Annotated in this window: 25 protein-coding genes and 1 tRNA gene; 15 read left to right on the top strand and 11 right to left on the bottom strand. The window is 31.1% G+C overall.

Annotation, left to right across the window (positions count from 1 at the left end; all coding sequences use genetic code 11):
* The first annotated feature begins 52 nt into the window (after positions 1-52).
* Both folB and HNP35_RS02365 read left to right on the top strand, forming a co-directional pair.
* Positions 53-412: a dihydroneopterin aldolase gene (gene folB, locus HNP35_RS02360; RefSeq protein ID WP_095930566.1), complete on the top strand. Its 360-nt coding sequence runs from the start codon at positions 53-55 to the stop codon at positions 410-412.
* 94 nt (positions 413-506) lie between these two features.
* A tRNA-Cys gene (locus tag HNP35_RS02365) sits at positions 507-577 on the top strand.
* A 99-nt stretch (positions 578-676) separates the two neighbouring features.
* Here HNP35_RS02365 and HNP35_RS02370 read toward each other — a convergent pair.
* The 4 genes from HNP35_RS02370 to rnr are packed head-to-tail and all read right to left on the bottom strand — an operon-like array spanning position 677 to position 5,031.
* The gene (locus HNP35_RS02370; RefSeq protein ID WP_184158825.1) at positions 677-1,435 is read right to left on the bottom strand and encodes a hypothetical protein; all 759 of its coding nucleotides are present in this window, start codon (positions 1,433-1,435) and stop codon (positions 677-679) included.
* A gap of 29 nt (positions 1,436-1,464) precedes the next feature.
* Complete coding sequence (locus HNP35_RS02375; protein WP_184158823.1) at positions 1,465-2,142, bottom strand: LysE family translocator; 678 nt, start codon at positions 2,140-2,142, stop codon at positions 1,465-1,467.
* Between the two features lie 13 nt (positions 2,143-2,155).
* Positions 2,156-2,824, bottom strand: coding sequence for a head GIN domain-containing protein (locus HNP35_RS02380; RefSeq protein ID WP_184158821.1), 669 nt, complete (start codon positions 2,822-2,824; stop codon positions 2,156-2,158).
* A 26-nt stretch (positions 2,825-2,850) separates the two neighbouring features.
* On the bottom strand, positions 2,851-5,031 hold the full coding sequence (gene rnr, locus HNP35_RS02385; protein WP_184158819.1) for a ribonuclease R: 2,181 nt from the start codon (positions 5,029-5,031) through the stop codon (positions 2,851-2,853).
* Positions 5,032-5,142: 111 nt separating this feature from the next.
* Here rnr and HNP35_RS02390 point away from each other — a divergent pair, with 111 nt between their 5' ends.
* The gene (locus tag HNP35_RS02390) at positions 5,143-5,376 is read left to right on the top strand and encodes a putative signal transducing protein (protein WP_184158817.1); all 234 of its coding nucleotides are present in this window, start codon (positions 5,143-5,145) and stop codon (positions 5,374-5,376) included.
* Positions 5,377-6,179: 803 nt separating this feature from the next.
* Positions 6,180-6,611, top strand: a complete 432-nt coding sequence (rpiB, locus tag HNP35_RS02395; protein ID WP_184158815.1) for a ribose 5-phosphate isomerase B — start codon at positions 6,180-6,182, stop codon at positions 6,609-6,611.
* A gap of 147 nt (positions 6,612-6,758) precedes the next feature.
* Here rpiB and HNP35_RS02400 read toward each other — a convergent pair whose 3' ends face one another.
* A complete protein-coding gene (locus HNP35_RS02400) occupies positions 6,759-7,028 on the bottom strand; it encodes a DUF1294 domain-containing protein (protein WP_184158813.1) in 270 nt (89 codons plus the stop codon).
* Between the two features lie 114 nt (positions 7,029-7,142).
* On the opposite strand from HNP35_RS02400, the gene HNP35_RS02405 reads away from it, so the two are divergent.
* Positions 7,143-9,266: a Tex family protein gene (locus HNP35_RS02405; RefSeq protein ID WP_184158811.1), complete on the top strand. Its 2,124-nt coding sequence runs from the start codon at positions 7,143-7,145 to the stop codon at positions 9,264-9,266.
* A gap of 215 nt (positions 9,267-9,481) precedes the next feature.
* Here the strand turns inward: HNP35_RS02405 and HNP35_RS02410 are convergent, their stop codons facing one another.
* A complete protein-coding gene (locus HNP35_RS02410) occupies positions 9,482-9,661 on the bottom strand; it encodes a Sec-independent protein translocase subunit TatA/TatB (protein WP_008465789.1) in 180 nt (59 codons plus the stop codon).
* 212 nt (positions 9,662-9,873) lie between these two features.
* On the opposite strand from HNP35_RS02410, the gene HNP35_RS02415 reads away from it, so the two are divergent.
* From HNP35_RS02415 to HNP35_RS02445, 7 genes are all read left to right on the top strand, one after another.
* Positions 9,874-10,380 (top strand): peptidase, encoded by a 507-nt coding sequence (locus HNP35_RS02415; protein WP_184158809.1) that lies wholly within the window; start codon positions 9,874-9,876, stop codon positions 10,378-10,380.
* A gap of 11 nt (positions 10,381-10,391) precedes the next feature.
* Positions 10,392-11,876 (top strand): GH3 auxin-responsive promoter family protein, encoded by a 1,485-nt coding sequence (locus HNP35_RS02420; protein ID WP_184158807.1) that lies wholly within the window; start codon positions 10,392-10,394, stop codon positions 11,874-11,876.
* 73 nt (positions 11,877-11,949) lie between these two features.
* A complete protein-coding gene (locus HNP35_RS02425) occupies positions 11,950-12,603 on the top strand; it encodes a transposase (RefSeq protein WP_184158805.1) in 654 nt (217 codons plus the stop codon).
* A gap of 82 nt (positions 12,604-12,685) precedes the next feature.
* A complete protein-coding gene (locus HNP35_RS02430) occupies positions 12,686-14,365 on the top strand; it encodes a DUF6909 family protein (protein WP_184158803.1) in 1,680 nt (559 codons plus the stop codon).
* Between the two features lie 8 nt (positions 14,366-14,373).
* Positions 14,374-15,366 (top strand): hypothetical protein, encoded by a 993-nt coding sequence (locus HNP35_RS02435; protein WP_184158801.1) that lies wholly within the window; start codon positions 14,374-14,376, stop codon positions 15,364-15,366.
* Between the two features lie 16 nt (positions 15,367-15,382).
* A complete protein-coding gene (locus HNP35_RS02440) occupies positions 15,383-15,898 on the top strand; it encodes a hypothetical protein (protein ID WP_184158799.1) in 516 nt (171 codons plus the stop codon).
* Positions 15,899-15,954: 56 nt separating this feature from the next.
* Positions 15,955-17,136 (top strand): O-antigen ligase family protein, encoded by a 1,182-nt coding sequence (locus HNP35_RS02445; RefSeq protein WP_184158797.1) that lies wholly within the window; start codon positions 15,955-15,957, stop codon positions 17,134-17,136.
* Here HNP35_RS02445 and HNP35_RS02450 read toward each other — a convergent pair.
* Positions 17,062-18,270 (bottom strand): O-antigen ligase family protein, encoded by a 1,209-nt coding sequence (locus HNP35_RS02450; RefSeq protein ID WP_184158795.1) that lies wholly within the window; start codon positions 18,268-18,270, stop codon positions 17,062-17,064. The genes HNP35_RS02445 and HNP35_RS02450 overlap by 75 nt on opposite strands.
* 1 nt (position 18,271) lies before the next feature.
* A complete protein-coding gene (locus HNP35_RS02455; RefSeq protein WP_317618004.1) occupies positions 18,272-19,510 on the bottom strand; it encodes an oligosaccharide flippase family protein in 1,239 nt (412 codons plus the stop codon).
* A 75-nt stretch (positions 19,511-19,585) separates the two neighbouring features.
* Between HNP35_RS02455 and HNP35_RS02460 the strand changes: the two genes are divergently transcribed.
* The 3 genes from HNP35_RS02460 (at position 19,586) to HNP35_RS02470 (ending at position 22,810) form a co-directional block, all read left to right on the top strand.
* Positions 19,586-20,635 carry a glycosyltransferase family 2 protein gene (locus HNP35_RS02460; protein ID WP_184158791.1) on the top strand — a complete coding sequence of 350 codons (1,050 nt, stop codon included), beginning with the start codon at positions 19,586-19,588 and terminating at the stop codon, positions 20,633-20,635.
* A 2-nt stretch (positions 20,636-20,637) separates the two neighbouring features.
* A complete protein-coding gene (locus HNP35_RS02465) occupies positions 20,638-21,762 on the top strand; it encodes a glycosyltransferase (protein ID WP_184158789.1) in 1,125 nt (374 codons plus the stop codon).
* A gap of 64 nt (positions 21,763-21,826) precedes the next feature.
* The gene (locus HNP35_RS02470; RefSeq protein WP_026727300.1) at positions 21,827-22,810 is read left to right on the top strand and encodes a UDP-glucuronic acid decarboxylase family protein; all 984 of its coding nucleotides are present in this window, start codon (positions 21,827-21,829) and stop codon (positions 22,808-22,810) included.
* Positions 22,811-22,867: 57 nt separating this feature from the next.
* On the opposite strand, the gene HNP35_RS02475 is transcribed toward HNP35_RS02470, so the two are convergent.
* The 3 genes from HNP35_RS02475 to HNP35_RS02485 all read right to left on the bottom strand — a co-directional run bounded on the left by HNP35_RS02475 (position 22,868) and on the right by HNP35_RS02485 (position 25,880).
* Complete coding sequence (locus HNP35_RS02475; RefSeq protein WP_184158787.1) at positions 22,868-24,055, bottom strand: glycosyltransferase family 4 protein; 1,188 nt, start codon at positions 24,053-24,055, stop codon at positions 22,868-22,870.
* On the bottom strand, positions 24,055-25,143 hold the full coding sequence (gene wecB, locus HNP35_RS02480) for a non-hydrolyzing UDP-N-acetylglucosamine 2-epimerase (protein WP_184158785.1): 1,089 nt from the start codon (positions 25,141-25,143) through the stop codon (positions 24,055-24,057). The genes HNP35_RS02475 and wecB overlap by 1 nt, the downstream gene beginning before the upstream one ends.
* Before the next feature lie 206 nt (positions 25,144-25,349).
* On the bottom strand, positions 25,350-25,880 hold the full coding sequence (locus HNP35_RS02485; protein WP_184158783.1) for an ORF6N domain-containing protein: 531 nt from the start codon (positions 25,878-25,880) through the stop codon (positions 25,350-25,352).
* Between the last annotated feature and the right edge of the window lie 19 nt (positions 25,881-25,899).

Consider the following 25,899-nt stretch of genomic DNA (forward strand, 5'->3'; position numbering starts at 1 on the left):
AGTTATCTAACTGGCATAAAACCTGAAACTTTAAACGTGAAACAATACAAAAATGGGAGTTATAAAACTGAAAAATATCCGTACTTTTTCTTACCACGGATGTTTAATTGAAGAAGGAAAAATTGGATCTGATTACACAGTTGATCTAAAAATTAAAACCAATTTACAGAAATCGGCAGAAACTGATCATCTTTTAGACACTGTTGACTATGTTCATTTGAACAAAATTGTGGCTGAAGAAATGGCAATTCGTTCGCATTTATTGGAACATGTAGCCAAAAGAATCAATATTCGAGTGCTGGCAGAAATAGAAACGGTAGAAAAAACAACAGTTTGGGTTTCAAAAATAAATCCGCCTATTGGTGGTGATGTTGAGTCAGTTACTATAAAAATGACGGAAATTAGAAAGTAATTTTGAAAATTAAAATTCGAAAAATTTAAAATAGTTACTTTGAAACTTTTGAAATTTAAAGATTTTAGTTACTTTTGCCAACCGTTCAAGTAATGGCGTCGTGGCCGAGCGGCTAGGCTGGGCTCTGCAAAAGCTCCTACTCCGGTTCGAATCCGGACGATGCCTCTAAAAGAGATACAGAAATGTGTCTCTTTTTTTTATTTCTAAATTTTAGATTTAAGTGAAGAATAATTCAAATCCATATGATGAAAATGTTTTTATAAATTACTTTTTAATTCCACCATATACATTTGATGTCGAACCAAAATTAACATTTAACACTCCATTTTCTTTCCATTTTACCCAACCATCATAGTTTGTATCTTTTTCGAAAAAAAATTCACTTCCAGGCTTTTTTATCACTTTAATCCAATCACCTTTACATTCATTGGTTATAAAAGGAAAATAATCTCTATAGTTAACTTGTTTATAGATTAGTTTACCATTAGGTTTATCGTAAATTGATAAATTAATGAAAGAAATATTAGTAGCATCAAGTAACATTCTCTCCCAAGTTTCAAAAAGAAACCACTTTGAATTGTAATTAGCATCAAAATAGTCAATAAAATCTTTTTGCTTTGAATAATAAACATTCTCCTTTTTTCTTTTTATAAAAGCTTCTTCAAAAGTTTGCTCATTTAAAACTACTTTAAAATACTGTTTAGAAGTATCAATAACTCTAAATGCTAGTACAGGAAAATGGTGATATACATTTCTTTTATCTTCTTCATAGGAAGCTCCACCATAGATCATATAAGGTTTTAAATTAAAACTAGATATGAATTTCATTACCCCAGATTCATCTTTTTCAAATTTTATAGTATCGACTGGAGCACTATTTTTTGGATTTTTATATAAAGGAATTGGATTTTCGGTATTAGCATATAAAAATCCAATTCCTAATTTTTTTGTATCATTTTCCTGTCCTATACATTTAAAAAAAAATAATAAAAAAAGAATTTTAAATATCAGATTTCTACACATAACATTTTAAAATTAAACAAAAAAATATCTTATTTTTCTATTTTCTCAAAAGCATTTTTAACCATTTCTTTTTCTTTTGGAAACCAGCCTTGAACCATTAAGGCAACTCCAAAAACCATTAAGACAATACTAATTCCTTTTTTAATTTTTAGGATATTAGTCGGTGTCATTTTAGATTTTAATTGTTTGGCTAATAATATTTTAAGACAATCAACCAATAAATAAGTTATGATGACAGCTGCAAAAAAAGTAAACATTCTTGAGTTTTGCATTTCTAATTTTGGTCCGACAGAAATAATTACAGCAAGCCAAAAACCTAAAACACCAATGTTGATAACGTTAAGTAAAAAACCTTTTACAAATAAACTTCCGTAATTTCTTTTAATAATATCACGGTCAATTTCTTCGTCATTAATTTTTTCTTCTTTCTTCAATTTTACGAAAGAAATAATGCCATAAGCAAGCATTATTATTCCTCCGAAAATAAATAATGCCGGTTTGTCTTTTAAGCTGGAAATCAGTCTATAACTTCCCAAATAAGCAATTGCAATAAAAAAAATATCACCTAATACTACACCAAAATCAAAGACAATTGCTGCTCTGAATCCTTTTGTAATACTGGTTTCAAGTAATATAAAAAATACTGGACCTACCATAAAACTTAGAAAAAGTCCCCATGGCAGTCCAGCTAAAATATCATTTATCATTAAGTACCAATTATTATTTTACTTCTTCGATTTTACCACCAAAGACTGTTTTTTGGTTAATTTGTTTTGGTTTTCCATAAATGTAAATAGAGCCTCCTGCGCTCACTTTTGCATCGACAAGGGTCGAAGCATTAACATCGGCTTTTCCGCCCGCAGAAACGCTTACTTTGGTCTGAGAAGTGGCTAATTTACTTCCAAGGAAATATCCACCAGCTCCTAATCCTGCATCAAGGTTATCTGCTTTACCTGTAACAGTGATTTCTCCACCAGAAACCGAACTTACTTTTAGTTTATCAACATTCAAATCTACATTAATTTTTCCACCTTCTTGTGCAGATACTTTAAATGAAGTTGCTTTTAGGGTTTCTTTACTTGTTACTTCAGCTCCTTCATTAACATCAATTAATTCTAAATGTTTATAATACAGAGTTACTTCAAGATCATTTCCTGAAAGAAGTTTTGGAAATGGCATTCTCAATTTTAAAACACCATTTTTATTAACAGCTTCCAGTTCAGTTTCTCTTGCTCCTTTTATAACTACTTTATTTTCAGATGCCGGAACTAGTTTTACACTTAACTTATCGTAAACTTTTACGGTATCAAAATCTCCTAACTCTTTGGTAACTTGACCAAAAGACATTTGTACAAATAAAATTGCTGCTCCAATAATTAGCTTTTTCATACTTTTATTTTTTTTAATTAATTACTTTATTCTGCTCGTCTCAAAAAATGAAAATCCAGTTGTTTTTTAACTAAATCTGCATTTTTTACCTTAACGTAAATTTCGTCTCCCAATTGCAATAAACGGTTTGAAGTGGCTCCTACCAAAGCATATTGTCTTTCGTCGAAAGTATAGTAATCTTCTTTTATTTCTCTGATTCTCACCATTCCTTCGCATTTATTAGAGACGATTTCAACATAAATTCCCCATTCAGTAACACCAGAAATAACTCCAAGGAATTCTTCATCCTGATGATCCTGCATGTATTTAACCTGCATGTATTTGATGCTATCTCGTTCAGCATTTGTTGCTAAGTTTTCCATGTTAGAACAATGTAAACATTTTGTTTCATATGTTTCTTCGTCTACAGAAGCTCCTCCATCGAGATAATATTGTAACAAACGGTGTACCATAACGTCTGGATAACGACGAATTGGCGATGTAAAATGGCTGTAATAATCAAAAGCTAAACCATAATGGCCAATATTATCTGTCGAATATTTGGCTTTGCTCATACTTCTAATTGCAAGAGTATCAATAAGATTTTGCTCTTTTTTTCCATTTACTTCTTCCATCAAAGCATTCAATGATTTCGAAATATCACCTTTGTTTCTAAAATCAATTTTATAACCAAATTTAGCGATAACTGTCTGCATTGCAATTAGTTTATCTTCATTTGGTTCATCATGAATACGATAAACAAATGTTTTCTTTTGTTTTCCAATGTATTCAGCAACTTTTCTATTTGCCAAAAGCATGAATTCTTCAATCAAATGATTGGCATCTTTTGATATTTTGAAATACACTCCTTCTGGTTCTCCCTCAGCATCTAAATTGAATTTAACTTCCACTTTATCAAAAGAAATTGCACCTTGCTGCATTCTTTTCTTTCTTAAAATCTTAGCTAATTCATCTAGTTTTAAAGTAGCTTCAACAATTTCATCTGAAACGACATAAGATTCTCCCGTAATAGAAACATCAACTGGAATTGTATTGTCTTTTGTTTCAATGATATATTGTGCTTCTTCATATGCAAAACGCTGATCTGAATAAATTACAGTTCTTCCAAACCATTGGTTAATAACTTGGGCTGTTGGAGAAACTTCAAATACGGCAGAGAAAGTATATTTCTCTTCATTCGGACGTAGCGAACAGGCAAAGTTAGACAATACTTCAGGAAGCATTGGCACTACTCTATCGACTAAATAAACCGAAGTAGCTCTTTGATACGCTTCATCATCCAGAATTGTTCCTTCTTCAAGATAATAAGAAACATCGGCAATATGAATTCCGATTTCAAAGTTTCCATTTTCTAACTTTTTGAAAGACAAGGCATCATCAAAATCTTTTGCATCTTTTGGATCAATCGTAAACGTAAGCGTATCACGCATATCACGACGTTTTGCAATCTCAGATTCCTGAATCGAAGTATCCAATTTTTGTGCAAAAACCTCTACTTCTACCGGAAAATCAGCTGGCAAACCATATTCAGCCAAAATAGCGTGAATCTCTGTATTGTGTTCTCCAGGTTTTCCTAAAACTCGAATTACAGATCCAAACGGACTATCGGCTCTTTTTGGCCAATCTTCAATCTTAACCAAAACAACATCACCGTTTTCTGCTTCTCCCAATTTATCTTTCGGAATAAAAATATCGGTATACATTTTCGGGTTTGCAGTAGAAACAAATGCAAAATTTGGCTGCATATCAATTACACCAACAAACTCTGTTTTATCTCTTTCAATAACTTCAATAACTTCACCTTCAGGTCTTTTCCCTTTTCTACGGTTATAAACGTAAACTTTTACTTTGTCTTTATCTAAAGCACGATTCAAGTTATTGGTCGGGATAAAAACATCTTCTTCAAATTCGTCACAAATAAAATATGCCGTTTTTCTGCTCGTCATATCTATCGTTCCTTCGTAATAATCTTGGCTAACCGCTTTAATTAAATATTTTCCAGGTTCTGTTTCTATAATCTTTTTTTGAGCTGTCAGAATCTTTAAATCTTTTATAATCTGATTTCTACTTTTTGTATCATCAAGTTCTAACTTTGCTCCTATCTGTTTGTAATTAAATGATTTATTGGCGTTTTGCGATAAAATCTTCAGGATCTTCCCAGAGAAATCTTTCTCTTTTTTTATCGGCTTTCTAATTTTCTTACTCATATAATCTTTTCTTATAAGGTTTAAAATTACAAATAAGAAATCAGATAATACTTTTTAACAAATAGAATTATTAAAAATATAACTTTTCGTACATTTACAAAAACACCTAAAATGGGAAGCTTTAAAACGATTGCTGTATTCAATTATCTGCACGAAACCGTAGTTCTCAAACACTTACTGGAACAGGAAGGAATCCCATATTTTTTCGAAAACGAAATGACACTTTCTGTCATGCCGTTTTACTCCAATGCGCTGGGCGGAATAAAACTCAAAGTTCATCCAAACGATTTCGAGCAAGTTCAAGAAATCTTGGACAATCTCAATAATCCGCTTAAAATCGTCTGAAACAATCTCAAAAATCAATTTTAAGTTTCAATCTCAATTTCAAAAAATTAATTTTTTTCCTTTTCAACTTTTTTAGTTTTCAACATATATTAAATACAACAAAAAAGATTTTTAAAAATTTAAAAAAAATTTATGGTTATTATAGCTTGTTAATATGTCGAATAAATTTTTTTTTGAAGTCATTGAAATCTCGTTTTACTTATTTATTCTGAGTTATCAACATAGTTATTTTTAGTTAAATTACTTATTTATAAGACTTTTTGTATTTTAATTAACAACGGTTGACAACCAAAAGTGAATTGATTTTGTAAATAAGTTAACATGTTGATAGTTGTTGAAAATGGTATTTTTGATATTGATAACTTTTCCAAAAATTCACGAAACTTTTCTTGCATATTTAATTCCAGTTTTGGATTATGAAATTTTTGTAAACAACCAAAAAAAACTTCTAATTTTCTTTTCGAACTTATTAACATTTTCTGTTAACTTAAAGTTAATTGAATATCAAGCAATTACAAACTCCTATTAACACCTCAAAATTTTAACAAAAATTCTGTTTATTCTTTATTGATTATGAGATACTTAGAGAGTTATCAAAATTGTTAATAACTGTTAAGATTTTGACAGTAAGATAGTTGCAAAACAGAGGCTTTTAAAGCGAATTACACGAATGTACAAGAATTTATATTGGAATGTTTATATACACCATTTAAAAAGAAAAAAATTTGTGAAAATTAGGGTAATTCGTGGCAACCATTCATTAATTAAGTAAATTTGCATAACACAACTTAATAGTATAAAAAATGAAAATTTCGATAGGAAACGACCACGCAGGCCCAGAATATAAAAAAGCAATTGTTGAAATGCTGAAAACAAGAGGTTATGAAGTAACTAACTATGGTACAGATACTGATGCTTCTGTTGATTATCCTGATTTTGGACATCCAGTTGCCAATGATGTGTCTGAAGGAAAAGCTGATTTTGGAATTGTAATCTGCGGTAGCGGTAACGGAATTGCAATGACTGTTAATAAACACCCGAAAGTGAGAGCTGGATTATGTTGGACTAAAGAAATCGCGTATTTAACACGTTTACATAATGATGCAAATATTGTGAGTATTCCGGCAAGGTTTACTTCTATTCATCAGGCTGTAGAAATTGTTGAAACTTTCTTAGATACCGCTTTTGAAGGGGGAAGACATCAAAATAGAGTGAATAAAATTGCTTGCGCTTAAAAAGTAGAAAAAATTCGGTGCTGCGCACCATTAAGAAAATAAACACACCGGGCGGATTTTTAATAATTCTTCCGGTTTTTTATTTTATAAATATTTAAAATTCAAATAGTTATTTTTAAATTTTGGAGTTATCAACAATGTTAATATCTAAATTTTTTGAGTCATTTTTAGATAGATTACGACAATCTGAACAAGAATAATATAAGAGAACTTCATAATAAAAGTAGTTTTTGCCGTTTTATGTCTAAAGAAAAACATACCTATTAACAAACCTACAGATCCGCCAATAAAAGCCATGATAAACAATACACTTTCTGGAATTCGCCTTCTATGTCTTCTAGCTTGAAATTTATCGTAGCCAGCGAGGAGAAATGTAAAGCAGTTTACAAATAAAAAATAGAGTAATAAAACTTTCATAGGCTAAAAATTAAAAACAAAGATATTATTTTAGCAAACTAATTGATCTATATATCTTGTTTTTAACAAGTAAAATATATCACTTTAACATTAAGAATTTATTTCATTAAAAATATGACTAACATTCAATTCATCGCCAAGTCAGTGCAGGCACCTGCTGTAAGCATTCAAAATACAGTAAAACTATTAGAAGAAGATTGTACGATTCCGTTTATTTCTCGTTATCGAAAAGATGCAACAGGAAATCTGGATGAAACTGTTATTGAGCAGATTGCCAAACTTCAAAAAGATTACGATACTTTGATAAAACGTAAAGAAGCGGTTTTAAAATCGATTGAAGAACAAAAAGCGCTTACGCCAGAATTGAAGAAAAAAATTGAAGATAGCTTTGACTTACAAGAAATTGAAGATTTTTACCTTCCGTATAAAAAGAAGAAAAAAACAAAAGCAGATGTGGCGCGTGAATTTGGTTTAGAACCATTAGCGAAATTGATTATATCTGAAAGTGATGCCGATATTGATTTTATTTCGACTCAATATATTAATGAAAATGTTATCAACGAAGAAGCAGCAATTCAGGGCGCACGAGATATTGTTGCCGAATGGATTAATGAGAATATTTATGTTCGTAAACAATTAAGAAGATTGTTTCAGCGTAAAGCTACAATCGCTACAAAAGTGGTTAAAAAGAAAGCGGAAGAAGAAGGAGCTCAAAAATTCAACCAGTATTTTGATTGGGAAGAACCATTGACAAAAGCGCCAGCGCACCGTTTGTTAGCTATGTTACGAGCAGAAAATGAAGGTTTTATCAAAATGAAAATCGATGTTGATATCGATGACGCTTACGATGTTATCGATGAAATTATCATTAAAAAACAAAATAATACCACAGCTCACTTACAATTAGCAATTGAGGATAGTTATAAACGTTTGTTGAATCCTGCAATTGGAAACGAAACTTTACAAGAAGCAAAAGCAAAAGCAGATGCTAATTCTATTCAGGTTTTTGCTAACAATTTGGGTCAGTTATTATTGGCTCCGCCATTGGGAGAAAAACGTATTTTGGCAATAGATCCAGGATTCAGAAGTGGCTGTAAAGTAGTTTGTCTGGACGAAAAAGGCGATTTGTTATACAACGAAACCATTTATCCGCACGCGCCACAAAATGAGGAAACAATGGCGATAAAAAAAATCCGTTCGATGGTCAATGCGTATCAAATAGATGCTATTTCTATCGGAAACGGAACCGCTTCAAGAGAAACTGAATTTTTCATCAAAAAAATTGCTTTTGATAAACCAATTCAGGTTTTTGTGGTTTCTGAGGCTGGAGCTTCGGTTTATTCAGCATCAAAAATTGCGAGAGAAGAATTTCCTAATTATGATGTAACCGTTCGTGGTTCAGTTTCTATCGGAAGACGACTTTCAGATCCTTTGGCCGAATTGGTAAAAATTGACCCGAAAGCAATTGGAGTAGGACAATATCAACACGATGTTGACCAAACGAAACTTAAAGAAGAATTGGACAGCACTGTAATTCGTTGTGTAAACTCGGTCGGAATCAATATCAACACGGCAAGTAAACATTTACTGAGTTATGTGAGTGGAATCGGGGAGAAGCTGGCCGAAAATATTGTTCAATACCGTTCTGAAAACGGCCCTTTCGAAGACAGAAAACAGCTGAAAAAAGTGCCTCGTTTAGGAGATAAAGCGTATCAGCAAGGAGCAGCGTTTATCAGAATTACAAATGCTAAAAATCCGTTGGATAATTCGGCGGTGCATCCGGAAGCTTATCCCGTTGTTGAAAAGATGGCGAAAGATTTGAATATTTCTTTGAATGAATTAATTGCAAACAAAGAGAAAACAGCGCTTATTAAGCCCGAAAAGTATGTAACACCAGAAATTGGTTTATTGACGCTGAAAGATATCATAAAAGAGCTTGAAAAGCCTGGATTGGATCCAAGAAAGTCGGCTAAGGTTTTTGAATTTGATGCGAATGTAAAATCAATCAAAGATTTGAAAACCGGAATGATATTACCAGGTATTGTTAATAACATCACCAACTTCGGATGTTTTGTCGACATCGGAATCAAAGAAAGCGGTTTAGTGCATATTTCGCAGTTAAAATCGGGTTATGTCAGCGATGTAAACGAAGTGGTGAAATTACATCAGCATGTTGACGTTAAAGTTACTGAGGTTGATGAAGATAGAAAGAGAATTCAGCTGACGATGGTTTTGTAAAATTCCAAAACTTCTTCAATCTTGTCATTTCGACGAAGGAGAAATCTCCACGAGTAACTCCGCTACAATTTGTCTATTCTTTGTAGAGCTACTTACGAAGATTTCTCCTTCGTCGAAATGACAAACTATATGTAAATATCTTTATTATTAAAAGCACAAAAAAAATCCCAAACTACAATTTGCAGTTTGGGATTTTTTAATAAGTTTCGAATTTATTATTTCGTTTCTTCTTCTTGTTTTTTAGAAGCAGCAGGTTGATCGTCTTTAGCAGCGTTTTTAAATTCTTTAATACCGCTTCCTAAACCTTTCATTAATTCTGGAATTTTTTTACCTCCAAAAAGTAAAATCACAATACCTACTATTACAAGGATTTCTGTAAGACCTAATCTTCCCATGATTGTATATTTAATGCCGAAGCAAATTGTTTTTCTTAATTATTCCGCAAAGGTATACAGAAATATACGAAATAGAAGTATTTTTAGTTTAAAATATTAGTATCTAACCACGTTAAATATTTTATAAAATCGTAAATTATAGCATTTCATAGTATTTTCCCGATCGTTATCGTGACGATTAATTACTATATTTGCTAGCATAATGAAGTACAATGGCTAAAAAAAAGAAAAAGAATTTAAGAAAAAAATTATTCATTAAAAATAGATTGGTAATTTTAAATGAAGACACTTTTGAAGAAATTTTTTCTTTTAGGCTTACTTTAATGAACGTGTTCGTAACGTTTACTTTAGGAGGTATTTTTTTAATTTTAGTAACCACTTTTATTATCGCTTTTACGCCGCTCCGCGAATTTATTCCAGGTTATTCTTCGACAGAATTAAAGAGAAATGCTACGCGACTGGCTATAAAATCTGATTCTTTAGAAACAGCTTTAAAGCAAAATGAAGCCTACATAAAAGGCATTCAGAAAGTATTAAAAGGAGAATTAGAGTATTCAAAATTTAATAAAGATTCGATTTTATCAGAAACGGCAGAAGATCCTTCAGATTTAAACATGAAAGCTTCTGATGCGGAAGTAAAATTAAGAGATGAGGTGGCAAATACTGAAAAGGAATTGCAAACAAAAACTCAGAACAAAAAGAAAAGTGACAAAAAATAATACCATAAAAAATGTCAATCAAAGCTTTAGCAGCAAAAATATTTGCCAGAAAAATATATAAAAAAACGCAGGCTTGGGCCCAAAGACCAGTCGAAATACAAGAAAAGGTTTTTCAAAATTTAATAAAAAGTGCAGCCCAAACCAGTTTTGGTAAAGACCATTATTTTAATCAAATAAAAAAGGTCGAAGATTTTCAAAAAAACGTTCCTGTAAGAGATTATGAAGATTTGAAACCTTATGTTGAAAAGGTTATAAAAGGAGAAGAAAGTATTCTTTGGCCAGGAAAACCACTTTATTTTGCAAAAACTTCTGGAACAACTTCTGGAGCGAAATTTATTCCGCTGACCAAAGAATCAATGCCTTATCATATTGAAGCGGCGAGAAATGCTATTTTGCATTATGTTAATGAAACAGGAAACACTGATTTTGTTGATGGAAAAATGATATTTCTTCAAGGAAGTCCAATTTTGACTGAAAAATACGGAATTAAATTTGGACGACTTTCGGGTATTGTGGCACATTTTGTTCCGAGATATTTGCAAAGAAATAGAATGCCATCTTGGGAAACCAATTGTATTGAAGATTGGGAAACCAAAGTAGATGCTATTGTAGACGAAACCATAAAAGAAGATATGTCGGTTATCTCAGGAATTCCGTCTTGGGTACAGATGTATTTTGAGCGTTTACAGCAAAAAAGCAATGGAAAAAAGATTGGCGAAATATTCAAAAACTTTAATCTATTTATCTATGGAGGTGTAAATTATGAACCTTATCGCGCCAAGTTTGAACAAATGATTGGCAGAAAGGTAGATAGTATAGAATTGTTTCCGGCTTCTGAAGGCTTTTTTGCCTATCAGGATTCTCAGAAAGAAAAAGGAATGCTTTTATTGCTAAATTCTGGAATTTTCTACGAATTTATAAAAGCCGATGAATTTTTTGAAGAAAACCCAAAAGCGATTACAATTGGTGAAGTAGAAATGGGCATAAACTATGTTTTAATAATTTCTACAAATGCAGGTCTTTGGCGTTATAATATTGGTGATACAGTTCAGTTTACTTCTCTAGCGCCTTATCGTGTGATAGTTTCCGGACGTATCAAACATTATATTTCTGCTTTTGGCGAACACGTAATTGCCAATGAAGTAGAAAATGCAATGAAAGAAGCTGTTGCATCGACCAATATTGTAATTAATGAATTTACAGTTGCGCCGCAGATTAATCCGTCAAACGGATTGCCATATCATGAATGGTTGGTTGAGTTTGAAAAAGAACCAGAAAACATGGAAGTTTTTGCTGAAACGATCGACAATTCGATGCGTAAACAAAACATTTATTATGATGATTTAATCACAGGAAATGTTTTAAGAAAAGTAGTGATTACCAAAGTTTCTAAAAATGGATTTCAGGAATACATGAAATCGCAAGGGAAATTAGGCGGACAGAATAAGATTCCGAGATTGTCAAATGATAGAAAGATTGCGGATAATTTGAGATAGCATTTAGGTAATATTTTTCGTATTAATAAGTTATTTACTACAATATATAAATTGAGAAGTAAATAAAAAATTAATGAGTCAAGGAAAATTTCAAAATAAATACCGTATTTCTTCGATAAGAGCCCAATGGTGGGACTATGGATGGAATGGAGCCTATTTCATAACTATTTGTACACAAGACAGGAAACATTATTTTGGAGAAATTCAAAATAATAAAATGATTTTATCGCATGCTGGAATTATTGCCGATTTATTATGGCATCAAATTCCATCACATCATAAAAATGTCGAATTGGGTGATTTTGTGGTAATGCCAAATCATATTCATGGAATTTTGATAATTAATAAACCATTGGATAACGCAAATGACTTGGGGATGAATCACTTACAGGCAGGGCATTTGAGCATGGATTATGTACAGACAGGGCATGCCCTGTCTCAACACGTCCTATCTCAACAATCATCTGAAATATCATCAGAATCGAATCCAGGCTCGCAACGATTTCAAAACATTGGAAAAAATACTATTTCGTCAATTGTTGGATCGTATAAATCTGCGGTAACCAAACATGCCAATAGATTAGGATATCCGCATCAATGGCAAAAATTATTTTACGATAATATCATTAGAAGTAATAATGATTATCAAAGAATTTCTGATTACATTGTTTCAAATCCCGAAAAATGGGCAAAGGATAAATTTAAAACAGAAGATAAATCAAAATAAAAATGATTTTTTAAAAAATAATGTTGCAGATACACGGCATGCCGTGTATTTAACTACATTTGAGTTTACAAAATAATACAGAATGAAAGAAACCAAACATATATCAAGATCAAGAGCGCAGGAATCTTCTGCGGCGATAGAAAAAATGTACATTACAATGCGCCATTTATTCAACCGTGGTTTTTATAAACCAATGGGAGTTTCTGGCGACAGTTTACGCGAATCATTATTGGCATTACGTCCAGAAATCTATGGAAATATTGCAGAAGAAAAAGTAGAACTAAACGGACTTCTATACGTTATAGAACGTCTTCCAATCGGAATTGAACAATGCCGTTTTATCAATTTAACTTCAGATGAAGGTTATTCTAAATCGCATTTTCAGCCAATTGTTCCTCCAAAAAGAAGAAGAAACTGCTATAGAATCGACGAAGAGCAAATGAACGTGGAAATCACGCGCGGACGCTCTGATATTTACGATATCCTTACACATTTAACGTTCATTTTCATTGAATCTCATAAAATTAAAAATAGAGTTTTAATTGATGACGGTGGAGAAGTTTCTCGCGATTGGCAGAAATTGGAACAAGCGGTTATGCAAACCAAAAAGCTTTCGCAAGTTGAAAAAGAAAAAGCAATTTCGCACGTTGCCAATATTTTAGCAAGAACTTTTGAAGAAGTTTTAGATATTTACGATGCTTTTGGTTCAGAAAATGCACCAGATCGATTCTTACACGTAATTTATTGGTTAGGAAAACTGGCAATCGAAGAAATTGTTGAAAACAACAAACGTACGATTACTTTTAGTCCAGTTTTACGTGAGCGTTTAGGACATCATATTCACGGAGAAATCTGGGCAACAAATATTAAAGAAGTTTTAAAAGCTAATGATTTGCTGAAAAGGCCAATTCACGTTATTAGTGCAAATATGCACAGTGTGATGAATTCGATTTTTGCGACGCCTTTGTTGAAAACGAAATATAAAGGAAAAACGGATTTCTTTATTTATGAAGAATTAAGCGGTTCTGGATCAAAAGAAATTAGAGGTCAGGTTGAAGAACTGGCTTTTAAAAATGGAATGATTTCGTTGCCAGATAGTTCAGGAACAAATATCGACGTTCAGATTTTTGATACCGCAAAAATTGACTGGTCAAAAACGGCTTTTTCGCATGCTAATGTAGGAGAAGATAAACCTGTAATAATTGTAATGGATTATGCTTTTGGCGAGCAAGCTTACGAAACAATCGATGAGCTTTTGAAACCATTTAAAAAAGAAACTTTACTAAATGTAAAATCGGTTTCGATTATGGGTAAAGCGGGGATTTTAGAAGGTGGAAAAGGAGATATCATGATTCCAACGGCTCATATCAACGAAGGAACTGCAGATAATTATTTCTTCGAAAATGAATTGACAGGCGCAATGTTCGAAGGAAACGATATTGATATTTATGAAGGAGCAATGGTTACCGTTTTAGGAACGTCATTACAAAACAGAGATTTGCTGAAATTTTTCCACGAATCTACTTGGGGAGTAATTGGTCTTGAAATGGAAGGTTCTTACTATCAAAAAGCGATTCAGTCGGCATCTAAAATTAGAAAAAGTGTGCCTCAAGATATTAAAGTTCGATATGCTTATTATGCTTCAGATAATCCGCTGGAAACAGGAAGTACTTTGGCTTCTGGCGGACTTGGAACAACTGGTGTTAAACCAACTTATTTGATTACAATTAAAATTTTAGAACAAATTTTTAATATAAAATAGCACTTTAGATGAGTACAAAAGTACCACAAAATCAAGAAGATCAGGAAATTGATTTAGTTCAGATTTCTAAAAAGATCGGTAACTTTTTTGAGAGATTGAATCGTTCTATTTTTAGTAGTATTCAATTCTTTTTAAGAAACTGGATTATAGTTTTAGTATTGATTGTGACTGGTTTTGCTATTGGCTGGTATTTAGACACTGCAAGAAAATCATACAGTAATGAAATTATTGTAGAGCCAAATTTTGAAAGCGTCGATTATTTATATTCAAAAATTGATTTACTACAGTCTAAAGTAATTTCACACGATACTGTTTTTCTAAAAAATGTAGTTGGAATTAAAAGACCAAAATTGATTAAAAGAATTCAAATTAGACCAATTGTTGAAGCTTATAAATTTGTAGAAAACAAAGAGCGTAATTTTCAATTGTTAGAATTGATGGCTGAAAATGGTGATATCAACAAAATCTTGGTAGACACCATAACCAGCAAAAACTATAGATATCACACCATTTCTTTTACAACAAATGAAATAGGAAATGATACAGACTTTGCAGTGCCAATTTTGAATTTTTTGAATAATTCAGAATATTTTAATACAGTTCAGAAAATTGAATTAAAAAATTTACAAGCACATATTGTTCAAAATGATTCCATTATCAAACAGATTAATAATGTTTTAAGCAATTTTTCTAATGTTGCAAAAGGAGCGCAAAACGACAAATTGGTCTATTATAATGAAAATACCCAGTTAAACGACCTTATAAAAACAAAACAGTATTTAATTGATGATCAAGGAAAAAATAGACTTAAATTGATCAGTTACGAAAAAACAATCAAAGAAATCAGTAGTACGATAAATGTTGAAAGCAAAAAATCGATTAATAGCAAGCTAAAATTCTATTTACCTCTTTTATTTATTTTGTTTTTTGTGTTACTAAATTCATTTAAAGCATTTTACAAAAAGCAACTTTTGCTTGAAGAAAAAGAAAAGAACAATTAATATAATTTTTTTTAAAATGAAATTGAGAATCATTTCAACCTGCCTTTTAATTGCTTTATTAGTATCATCTTGCGGAAAAAAGGAAGAAAACCAAACCAAGAAAAAAGATATTTTTACGGTTACCATTGAAGGTATTTTTGCTAAAAATGATAAACTGCAGGTTTTTTACTTAGTAGAAGGAGGAGAGTGGAAAGATGAAAATTCTGTTTTTAGACCTGTTTATGCTTCCAATGAAATGCAAAAAATTGTAATCAACTTTCCAGATAAGGTTTTTCCTGAAAACATTAGAGTAGATTTAGGTTATAATACTACACAACAGAATGTTACCATTAAAAATATTTCCATACAGCATAACTCAAAAATAATAGATGGTGATTTTGATGCTTACAAAAAGTACTTCTACACGAACGAATTTGTTACTTGGGATCCGAATTATTTTGGTTACAAATTAAGCACAATCAATAATCAATATGATCCTTTTTTAATGGGTAATAACGAATTAAAGGATGAACTTCAAAGACTTAAATTTTAAATAATTAATAGTAAAAAAGAATAAAAAAAAAGATGCGTTTTAATTTTAAACTTATTTTGAATAACGAAAAAATTAGAGAGTATCTTTTTTTTATTGGACTGCTATTTTTAGTTTACCTTCCAAAAGGAGGTTTCAAAATTGCGGGAATACCTTTTACTTGGGGATATCTATATCTAGGATTTCTTTTTCTGCTTTTAATAACCATATTACTCGAAAAAAAAACCTTTTTTGTTCAGTCAAAACATCTTATTTGTTATTTAGCTACGCTGCCATTTGTGGTGTATTTTTCTCTAAATCTGATTTTTAGAGGATATTCGGGCTCACTTGGAAATCTTGTAGCCTTTTATGTCAGTTTTGCATTTTTACCGCTATTTTTCTATTTATTTTTAAGTCCTTTTTTAAAGAAAATAGAGTATTCATACATCGAAGAAAAGATAGTTCAGGCAGTATTTTTGGTTTCTTTATACGGTGTTTTACTTTTTATTTTCAAGCAAGTTACAGGTCATTATATTGAAATACCTTATGTGACGGTAAACGCAGATGATTTGGGAACTTTGGAAGGAAAATACAACATGAGAGGTTCGCTTTATAAGCTGATTTCTACCTATAATAACGGAAATATTTTTGGAGTCTGTATTTTAATGCTGTTTCCAATTTTTCATCAAAAAAACACTTCTAAGCTCAAATTGATGATTGTGATTTTAGCTTTAATACTCACATTGTCGAGAACAGTTTGGCTTGGATTGTTGTTTTATTTTGTACTTATTTATAAAGACAGCATTTTCAGATTGATTAGAATTTATGCTTTACTCGGATTAATTCTTATTGTTATCGGAACGTTTTTTATGAATCGCTATTTTCAATACGGATCTTTATCAGGATTTATTTTAGATTCAAAATTGGGAGGAAGAATTGAGCAAATTAGACAATTGAGCGGTTTAAGTTTCTTTGGAAGCCAAACCTTTAAGTTTATTGAAGAAATTGTGTATTTGTCAATTTTTAAACAACTTGGTTTTGTTGGGATAATCTTGTTCTGTCTTTCTTTTTTTATGCCCGTTTACATTGCCATTACAACCAAGAATAACAATTATCTCTATTTAGTTGGCTGTATGATTTATTTGTTTGTTTGCTGCAGCGATGGCTGTATGTTGTATATACCAACTTTAGTGTTTTTCTACTTCGTTTCGACTATGATTTTTATTTCCAAGAATAGAACCGAGAAACAAGACATCACATAAAAAATAGCTGTACATTCCGTATTGTCGCACTAAAATATTTTCGGTTATAAATGAAATAACAAATAAGATTGTAAGCGATAAATACAAGTAATTGTGATTTTTAAGAGCGTATTTTATTTTTACAAATAACGTAGAAATAAAAGCCAAAAGCATAAAAATTCCGCCTTTTAATAGAAAATCAAGATATTGATTGTGTGAGTTTATTTTAAATTTTGTTAGTTCCAGACTATGAAAAGGAACATAACATTCATTTAATTTTTCTTGAATTAGATTGAAATCCATTCCTAGAAAATTAGAATCGTAAATAAGTTGCGCGCTGCAAGACCAAGCGGCGTAGCGAGTCGAATTTTTAAACGAATTTTCGAATAGAAATTGAATGTCTTCCATATAACGTCTCGATAACAAAATAATGGCTATAAAGGCAAATAAGACTAGTAAAAGCACTTTTTTTGAAATCGTCTTGTTTTGTTTTTTCAGTAATAAAAATCGAATACCCGAAATTACAATAAGCCCAACAATAATATTTCTGGAATTATAAATAATTAATCCTGAAAAAAGAAGGGCAAACATAACACCAAACAAAACCTTTTTAGACAAAGAAAACTGCTTAAAACCTGAGGTTAGATCGGCTAGAAATAAAATAGCAATTGCAATCCATAAACAGATATAAGTGCCATGTATTTTATTGTAAAACTCTAAATTATAGCGTGCTAAATACCAATCAAAATGGTGGTTTGGAATATCATAAATATAAAAAGCCAAAAAATACAAACACAATAAACTCAAAGAAATACTATACGCAAATTGTATTTTTTTTAAATCTTTTGAAAAAGTTTCAACTCGATATAAATAAACGCTTAACAACGGAATGACAAACAACAGCAAACTTTCGGCAATAAGTTTTACACTTTTAGAACTAAAAAATAGCGTGTAATAAAAAGCTAAAATGACAAAAGAAAATAGAAAAGGAGCATTTTTTTTTGAAATTTTAAAATCTTTCAATTTAGCAAAACTTAGTAATAGCAAAGCTACAGCAATCATCATAATAGATTGAAAAGCTTCAACAAAATAGATTAGAGTAGAAGCTACGAACAAATAAAATACGTTCTTAGTAAGCTCTTTATAAAAATTCATTTTAGTCAATTTTATTCTTGAAAAAGTTTAACTCATCGCTTTTTGAAATTGCAAAATTGAGGTAAACGGTTATAAATATTTCGGTTAAAATTAAAGATATAATGATACCATTTACTTTTATAAAATAACAGAGAACAAAAGAAAGGATGATATTGATAATTAGTCCATAAAGATGCGCATTAAAATAAGTACTTTTTTTATGATGCAACAATAATGACATATAAGCAGATTGATTTAAAGCACTAATAAGCGGAATGGGAGCAAGATAAATCAAGTAAAGAGAAGAATTCGAGGTAAATTCAGAACTTAAAATACTAATAATCAAATTCGGAAAAAAGACTAGTAAAAGACCTCCAAAACCATACATTAGAAAATAGGCCCAAAAGACAGATTTTAAAAAATGATTGAGTTGTTTAATTTTTGAAATTCCGATTTCGCATGCCTTAAAATAAACTCCTTGAAATAATACACTAATAGATTGTTTGCAAAGCATGATAATTTTTTCTGCCACATTGTATATTCCGACAATCGTATTATCAAAAAAGATACTGAGAATTATGGTGCTCGAATTCATCAACGCACAAATTGTGAGATTGGTTAAAAACAATTTGTAACCAAAAACAAGTTCTTCATAAATTTCAGAAATGGTAGAAAAATGATATTTAAAATAATTTTTTTTAATTAAATATAAAGTCGAAAAAATGAAAATTAGAATATCAGATATTCCTAGATAGTAAAAAACAAATTGATAATCGGTCTTTTCAACTAGAGTTATAAAAATCAGTGCAATACAGCCAATTTTCACAATAGAATTGATGATGAAATAAGGAAAAACTTTATCTAATCCGATAAAGAAACAAAGGTTGTTTTGAGATCTTGAAAACAGAAAGACCAACAATGAAAATGCAAAAATCAGATTGTGCTTTATTTCAGAACATAAAATAAAAACAACCAATAAAAGTATAGACGGCACAAATACGGCAATCTTGCAATTAATAATTTTAGAAATATATTGACTGATTAAATTCGAATCGTCTTTTACTTTTTGAATTTCTATTGGCGCAAATGCATACCAGGAATAATCATATAATACAGACACAATATTGATGAATGCTAGAGATACCGCAATTAAACCGTAAGTATCAATTCCATATGTTTTGATGTAAAACGGAATTAATAACAATGGAAATAATAAATTAATAAAATTTATTCCAAAGCTCAATGAGATGTTTTTAAGCACTATACAGTTTGTTGTTAAATTTGAAACAGAAACTTGATTGTTTATTTCAAGCAAATACAAATTAAAATTATATTTTTGATAAAATCAGAAAATGTAAGTTTTTTTAATACAAAAATGACACAAGGATATAGTATCGCAATTCCAGCTTATGGCAGGCCAAATGAATTTGAAGATTTATTACAATCTATTAATGAAATGGATATGCTGCCAAATGAAGTTATAATTTGCGAGGATTTTTCGAAAGAAAGAAATGAAATACGTGCTGTAGCAGAGAAATATCAAATCATTTTTAACACTAAAAATGTAGTTGTTTCATATATAGAAAATGAAAAAAACTTAGGTTACGATGCTAACATTCGAAGATTAATTGATTTAGCTCTTTACAAATGGGTAATATTAATTGGTAACGATGATTTGTTTTTGAAAAGAGGTTTAAATGAAATTGACGAATTTTGTAAAAAAAATGAATCGATAGCCATGATTTCCAGACCGTTTATTCGTTTTGAAAAAGACATCAATAAACCGCTAGGAATTTCTAGAATTTTGCCCAATGAAGCTATTATCGGAAAAAATGATTCTCCGAAATTCATTTTCAGAATGTGTGGTTTTGTTGGAGGATTGGTTATCAACAAAGAATGGGCAAAAAAAATAGCGACTGACAAATACGACGGAACTTTATTTTACCAAATTTACCTCGCAGCAAATGCTTTTTGTACAACAGGAATAGGTTATTTAGCAAATCCGTCAGTAGGAGGAAGAGCGGGAAATCCGCCGTTGTTTGGAAATTCTAAAAAAGATGGAGATTTTCATGTTCCGGGATCTTATACAGCAAAAGGAAGAGCCTCAATGTGGAAAGGTGTTTTAGACATCGGAAAAGATGTTGGTAAACTATATAATATTGAACTTCATGAAGAATTAAGAAAAGAATTAATGATTAGACAATCGTTTCATGTTTTTGAAATGAATGTTGGAGTTTCGAAAGAAACCTTAAAAGAACTCAAATCTGAATTAAAAAAATTAGATTTGTTCGATCATTGGATTCCTAAAACTTTATACTTTTTAAATATCACTTTTGGTAAAAACGCTTATTACGTTTATTATCTTACAAGAAAATTAATGCAATAAAAATGAAAAAAGCCCTAATCAGCGATTGGTATTATGTAAATGGAGGAGCCGAAAAAGTGATTCATTCTATAAATTCTATCTGGAATGATTTCGATCATTTTGCACTTATAGATTTTCTGAATGAGGCCGATCGCAAATTTATCTTAAATGGGAAAAAAGCAAAAACTAGCTTTATCCAAAAACTACCTACAGTAAAGAAAAATCACCGTAAATTTTTGCAGTTATTTCCAATTGCAATAGAACAATTTGATTTAAAAGATTTTGATTTAATAATAAGCTCTTCTTCTGCCGTTGCAAAAGGGATTAGAACTACGGAAAATCAGCTACACATTTGTTATTGTCATTCTCCAATGCGTTACGCTTGGGATTTAAGAGAACAATATTTAAAAGATGCTGGATTAACCAAAGGTCTAAAAGGTTTGTATGCGAAATCGGTTTTAGATAAAATGCAAAAATGGGATCTTTCAAACTCAGAAAATGTAGATTATTTTATTGCCAATTCTAAACACATTGCTCAGAGAATTAAAAAAACCTATAATAAAGAATCGGTTGTAATTTATCCGCCGGTAGATGTTGATTTTTTTAGTTTAGAAGAAACAAAAGAAGACTATTATTTGACCGCTTCGAGAATGGTTCCGTACAAAAAAACGCAACTGATTGTAGAAGCTTTTAACGAATTGCCGCACTTAAAATTAATTGTTGCAGGAGAAGGACCAGAGCTAGAAAAACTTCAAAAAATAGCCAAAAAGAATATTGAATTTGTTGGTTTTGTCGAAAATAAAAAACTGCGAAGTTTGATGCAGAAAGCAAAAGCATTCGTTTTTGCAGCCGAAGAAGATTTCGGAATTATTCCCGTTGAAGCGCAGGCCTGCGGAACTCCAGTTATTGCTTTAAAGAAAGGAGGAACTCTAGAAACGGTTGTTGAAAATGAAACCGGAATTTTCTTTGAAGAACAATCTGCCGAAAAAATAAGAGAAGCAATACTACATTTTCAGACAAAGTCTTTCGATCCAAAAGTGATTCGCGAACATGCGGTTAAATTTTCAAAAGAACGATTTGAAAAAGAAATTAAGGAATTTGTTGAAACCAAGTTTAAAGCGCATCAGCAAACATTAGAAGAAATATAAAGTAAGAATATAAAAGAAAAATAGTTTTCAAATCAACTACATTTGCGTTGAACAAACCATTATCATGAAAAGAATACTTATTACTGGAGCGGCAGGATTTTTAGGTTCACATTTATGTGACAGATTTATCAAAGAAGGTTACTTTGTAATCGGAATGGATAACCTGATTACGGGAGATCTTAAAAACATTGAACATTTATTCAAACTGGAAAATTTTGAATTCTATCATCATGATATTACTAAGTTTGTTCACGTTCCTGGCGATTTAGATTATATTTTGCATTTTGCTTCGCCGGCAAGTCCGATAGATTATTTGAAAATTCCAATTCAAACTTTAAAAGTAGGATCTTTAGGAACACATAATTTGTTAGGATTAGCGAGAGTTAAAAAAGCCAGAATTTTAATTGCTTCGACTTCAGAAGTTTATGGAGATCCGTTGGTTCACCCGCAGACAGAAGAATATTACGGAAACGTAAATACAATTGGTCCGCGTGGCGTTTATGACGAAGCCAAACGTTTTCAGGAATCTATAACAATGGCATATCACACTTTTCACGGTGTAGAAACCAGAATCGTGCGTATTTTTAATACTTACGGCCCAAGAATGCGATTAAACGACGGACGTGTAATTCCTGCTTTTATAGGTCAGGCTTTACGCGGAGAAGATTTAACCATTTTTGGAGACGGAATGCAAACACGTTCTTTCTGTTACGTAGACGATCAGGTTGAAGGTATTTTCAGATTACTGCATTCAGATTATGTATATCCTGTAAATATTGGAAATCCAGACGAAATCACGATTAAAGATTTTGCAGAGGAAATTATAAAACTTACAGGAACAAATCAGAAAGTGGTTTATCATCCGTTGCCAATAAACGATCCATTGCAGCGTCAGCCAGATACGACAAAAGCAAAAGAATTGTTAGGTTGGGAAGCCAAAGTTAGTCGAGCAGAAGGAATGAAAATAACATATGAATATTTCAAATCCTTATCTCCAGAAGAATTGGCTAAAGAAGAACACAAAGACTTTTCAAGTTATATTAAGTAATAAAAAAAAGGGAAAATATGTTAGAATATTTTCCCTTTTTCTTTTTTGTAAAATGATTCAAAAAGCATCATTTTCAATAAGTTGTTTCATTTGCTCGTTGAGGTTAAAATGTGATTTCGCATGAAGATAAATTGATTTTTTCCTATTTTGAATTTCCTCTTTTCCAACTTCAGAGATTTGTTTTAAAGAGTGGTTTAAAGCTTCAAAATTTCCCACAGGCGCAACCCATCCGAGATTATTTTCTTCAACAATATTTTCTCCTTCGCCGCCGCCAAAATATAAAACAGGAAAACCTAAAGCGGTATATTCAAATATTTTGGAAGGAACAGAACCGTAAATCCTTGTTTTGAGCGGAATTAAAGCAATATCCAAATCTTTTAATTTTTCATGTAAAATGTTTCGTTCCAACATTCCATAAAAAATAATTTTTTGTTCGGGATGTTCTTTTAAATAATTTACAATCTGATCTTTTTCTGCACCATCACCAAAAATATGAAGTTCGATGTTCAGATTTTCTAAGTTTAATTCTTGAATAAGTTCAAAAACACCTTGCGCAACTCCCAATAAACCAGCATAAAACAACTTTATTGGTTCTGCAGAATCGTATTTTTCAGAAATGTTATTTTCTATAAAATGATCAGGATAATTACGATATAAAAAGCATTTTTTTTCTGGAAAAATAGAATGAATATGTGCAATAATTTCGTTCGATTGCCCAAAAATATGTGTTGCTTTTTTATAGATGAAACGTTCTATAAAAACTAGTATTTTATGCGAAATGCTGTTTTTCTTTAAAACGCCAAGTTCAATGGCGGCTGTTGGCCAAAGATCAGATACATTTAAGATTATTTTTTTTCGTTTAATCCAAAGTGCAAAAATCGCAGTAAAAGACAACAATAAAGGAGGTGATTGTACAATTACTTTTTTTGGCGTTTTTAGAAATAATAAATAAAAGAACAGCGTAGTAGAAAACGAAAGCGTAGAAACAATTCTTTTAAAGATATTAGAACTGTTGCTAGGATAAATCCATAGACGTTTTAAAGTAATATTCTGAATTTTTTCGGTTACCGAAAATTTGCCTTTATATTCAGGAAAAAGTTCTCCTTTTGGATAATTTGGCAATGGAGAAATAACCGAAACATTATATCCGTTTTGATCTAATTTTAGAGCCAATTGTTCTATTCTATTCGCAGCAGCTCCTTTTTCTGGCGGATAATAATTGGAAATAATAAGAATATCGTTCATCAGTTTTTATTCAATAAAATGGAAACAATTCTTTCAGATGCTTTTCCATCCCATAAATCTGGTACACCACTTTTTTTGGCGCCATTTTGTAAAAACGCTCCAAATACTTTTTTCAGATTTTCGAGAGAGGTTCCTACAATAGTATTAGAACCAATAGTTTCTGTTTCAGGTCTTTCGGTATTGTCTCGCATCGTAAAACATGGAATTCCTAGAACAGTTGTTTCTTCAGAAATTCCGCCGCTGTCTGTAATAACCGCAAAACTGTTTTTTACTAAATACATAAAATTCAAATAACCCTGAGGTGAAACAAAAATGATGTTTTTGAAATCGGTTTTACTTTCTTTTAAAATTGCCTGCGTTCTTGGATGAATTGGAAAAATTATTTTTTTATCATTCGAAAGCAAATCAATTCCTTCTAATAATGTTACTAACGAAGAAACTTCATCGACATTTGCAGGTCTATGAAGAGTTAGAACGATATAATTTTTTTCTTTTAATTGAAGTTCGTTCCAAAAATCTGGAGCCGAAATTCTATTGATATTCTGATATAAAGTGTCAATCATGACATTGCCCACAAAGTGCACATTTTCAGGATTTGAACCCAATTTTAATAAGTTTTCAGAAGCCGATGTTGAGGTTGTAAAAAAGTAATCTGTTATACTGTCTGTCAGCATTCGGTTAATTTCTTCGGGCATAGTCAAATCTCCAGATCTAATTCCTGCTTCAACGTGCGCTACTTTTGTATTGCATTTTTTTGCCACGATAGAACAAGCCATTGTTGAGTTTACGTCGCCTACAACCAAAACTAAATCGGTTGGGTTTTGAAGTAATTCTTTTTCAAAAGCAATCATAATTGCAGCTGTTTGTTCTGCCTGAGAACCGCTTTTTACTTCAAGATTGACATCTGGATGAGGAATATTCAATTCTTCAAAAAAAGTATCGCTTAAGTTTTTATCGTAATGCTGTCCAGTATGAACCAAACGAAATGAAATGGCAAAACCTTCATTTTGTTTGTTTTTTATGGCATTAATAATGGGTGCTATTTTTATAAAATTGGGTCTTGCACCAGCGATAATAGTAATTTTCATAAGTTTACCGGATTCTGTCTAAAAACTTTCTTTAGCAAAAGTAAAGTTTAAATTGGATTCTCGGTAAATTGGAAGATTTTGTTGTGTTTAAAATTTGAATTTTGAAGACGATTATTGAGAAATCTTATTGAAGTATAAACTTGAGGTCACAAATTGTGACTTCAAGTTTTCAAGGTCGCAAATTGTGACCTTGAACATTTATAAATTTATTTTTTATAGCCAATCTTAACTCTTTCAGATTCGTTTTCTTTTTTCTCAGTCAATTCATCTAAATAAGAAAAAACCAACTCAATATTTTTATCATGATTTTCTAACTTCTTTTGAATCTGAAGTATATCAACTTTAATTTCTGTTGTGTCCAAAAGCATTTGTCTCACTTTCGTGAAAATCCTCATAATTTGAATATTAGTTTGAATGGCTTTGTCGCTTTTTAGCACGCTTGAAAGCATTAAAATTCCATGTTCTGTAAAGACATAAGGAAGATATTTTAAGTTTGAACCTCTACCATTCTTCAAGGTCACAATTTGTGACCTTGAAGAATCATATTCTACTTTAGTAAGTTCAAACATAAAATCATCGGGAAATCTTGATAAATTTCTTTTAACAGCTTGTTTTAATACTTTGGTCTCTATCCCATAAAGTAATGCCAAATCGCCATCAAGCATTACTTTTTGACCACGGATAAAATATATTTTATTAGAAATTGTTTCTTCAGAAAGCAAAGAATGACTGTCCATAAGTTTTTATTAAAAAAAA

Source organism: Flavobacterium notoginsengisoli, from assembly GCF_014207905.1.
Classification (GTDB): Bacteria; Bacteroidota; Bacteroidia; order Flavobacteriales; family Flavobacteriaceae; genus Flavobacterium; species Flavobacterium notoginsengisoli_A.